Here is a 2,431-nt window from a genome sequence, read left to right on the forward strand (position 1 = left end):
CCCCGCAACCCACCCGCTACCGTGGGCGCATGCGCGCGATCGACCTCAACGCCGACCTCGGCGAGACGGTCGACGGGGTGCCGACCGCCGACGACGAGGCGATGTTCGCCGTGATCTCGTCGGCGAACGTCGCGTGCGGCGGGCACGCGGGGGATGCCGCGTCGATGGCGGCGTCCGTCGAGCGCGCGGCGCGATTCGGGGTGGCGGTCGGGGCGCATCCGTCGTATCCGGATCGGCCGGGTTTCGGCCGGGTGCGGCTCGAGATGGCCCCCGCCGATCTGCGCGCCAGCGTCGCCGGTCAGCTGACGGCGCTGCGGGCCGCCGGCGCCGACCTCCGCTATGTCAAGCCGCACGGCGCGCTGTACCACGCGGCCGGATCCGACCCGCTCGTCGCGACCGCGGTCGTCGCCGCGGTCGCCGACCTCTCAGCGGTGCTCGGCCGCCCCCTTCCCGTGCTCGCGCTCGGCGACGCGCTCGCCGCCGCGAGTGCTGCTGCCGGCCTGCCCTTCGTGAGGGAGGCGTTCCTCGACCGCGGATACCTCCCCTCGGGCGACCTCGTTCTCCGCGGCGAGCCCGGCGATCTCCTGCATGATCCGGCCGAGGTCGCACGCCGCGCGGTGCGCCTCGTCGACGAGCGCCGGGTCGCCGCCGTCGACGGCACGACGGTGACGACGGATGCCGCGTCCCTCTGCCTCCACGGCGACACCCCCGAGGCCGTGGACATGGCGCGGGCCGTGCGCGCCGCGCTGTCGTCCGCGGGCATCGCCGTGCGCGCGGACTGGTGACGGCGATGCCGACGCTCCGGCCGATGGGCGAGGCGGCCGTGCTCGTCGAGGTCGACACGCTCGACGCCGCGCTGGCGCTGCACGCGTCGCTCGCGGCATCCGTCGTTCCGGGTGTGCATGAGCTGGTGCCGGCGGCGCGCACGGTGCTGGTGCGGTTCGATCCGCGCGCGACCACGCGTGCCGCGGTGGCTCGATGGGTGACGGATGCCGCGGCCTCCCCGCCGCGCGACGCCGCTCCCGCGGCGGTCACAGTGCTCGAGGTCGTCTACGACGGCGACGATCTCGATGAGACGGCGCGACTTCTCGGAGTCGATGCGCCCGCGCTCGTCGCCGCGCATACGGGAGCGGAGTGGACGGTCGCCTTCACCGGGTTCGCTCCCGGGTTCGGCTACCTGGTGCGTGCGGACTGGCCGTTCGACGTCCCGCGCCTCGACGCCCCCCGCACGCGGGTGCCGGTCGGGAGCGTCGGACTCGCGGGGGCGTTCAGCGGCGCCTATCCGCGCGCGACGCCCGGCGGGTGGCGCCTCATCGGCCGCACCGATGCGCCGCTCTTCGACCCGCGCGGCGCGCGTCCCGCGTTGCTCGAACCGGGCGCGGCGGTGCGATTCGTCTCCGCGCGGGATGTCGTGCGGGGTGCTGTGCGGGCGGATGCCGCGGGTGGGACGGTGGCCGAACCCGGCCGGGCGCCCGGCGCGCCGAACCCCGAGCCCGCCATGCCCGGCCCCGCGCTCGATTCCGCGCGGGGTACGCCTGCCGCGGCGCCCGGCGCCCTCACGACGCCGAACGTCGAGCCCACCGCGCCCCGCCGAGCGTTCGAGGTTCTCCGTGTCGGAGTCTCGGCGACGCTCCAGGATCTGGGGCGCCCGCACCTCGCGCATCTCGGCATCGCCCGATCCGGCGCTCTCGATCGCGCCGCGCTGCGGGTGGCGAACCGACTCGTCGGCAACGTCGAGGGCGACGCGGGCATCGAGGTGGTCGGCGGGGGGACGGCGCTGCGCGCGACCTGCGATCTCTGGGTCGCGGTGACCGGCGCCTGGGGTGAGGTGACCGTCGATCGTGTGCCGATCGGGGCATATGTCGCGACGGCCTGGCCTGCCGGGTCGGTGCTGGAGATCGGATGGCCGCGCCGCGGCATCCGCACCATCGTCGCCGTGCGGGGCGGCGTCGACGTGCCGCTCGAGGCGGGTTCGCGCGCGACGGACACGCTCTCGGCACTCGGACCCGCACCACTCGGCGCCGGAGATCTGCTGTCGATCGGCGCGGATCCCGCGTCGCCGATCCCCGTGGTCGATGCGTTCCCGTGGACGGCGCCCGCCGAGACGCTCGAGCTCCCGGTTGCGCTCGGCCCGCGCGACGACTGGTTCACGCGCACCGCTGTCGACGCCCTGTTCGCGAGACCCTGGCGGGTGAGCACCGACAGTGATCGGGTCGGCATGCGTCTCGACGGACCGCTGCTCGCCCGCACCCGCGACGGCGAACTGCCGAGCGAGGGCATGGTGCCGGGTGCACTGCAGGTGCCGCCGTCCGGCCGCCCGACGATCCTGCTCGCCGACGGCCCCGTGACGGGCGGATATCCGGTGATCGGTGTCATCCCCGATGCCGTGCTCGGCCTGCTCGCGCAGGCCGCCCCCGGCACCGTGCTGCAC

General features: G+C 75.7%; 2 protein-coding genes. Both read left to right on the forward strand.

Annotated features, from left to right (window positions below; translation table 11 throughout):
- The first annotated feature begins 29 nt into the window (after positions 1 to 29).
- Positions 30 to 785: a 5-oxoprolinase subunit PxpA gene (pxpA, locus tag RR49_RS00155; RefSeq protein ID WP_045245696.1), complete on the forward strand. Its 756-nt coding sequence runs from the start codon at positions 30 to 32 to the stop codon at positions 783 to 785.
- A 5-nt stretch (positions 786 to 790) separates the two neighbouring features.
- A partial coding sequence (locus RR49_RS00160; RefSeq protein ID WP_045245697.1) for a 5-oxoprolinase subunit B/C family protein occupies positions 791 to 2,431 on the forward strand: 1,641 nt, incomplete at its 3' end.

Source organism: Microbacterium ginsengisoli (genome assembly GCF_000956535.1).
Classification (GTDB): Bacteria; Actinomycetota; Actinomycetes; order Actinomycetales; family Microbacteriaceae; genus Microbacterium; species Microbacterium ginsengisoli.

What these genes read in the sequence shown, in the direction of transcription:
- pxpA (WP_045245696.1), top strand. Translation starts at nt 30, where the DNA reads ATGCGCGCGATCGACCTCAACGCCGACCTCGGCGAGACGGTCGACGGG.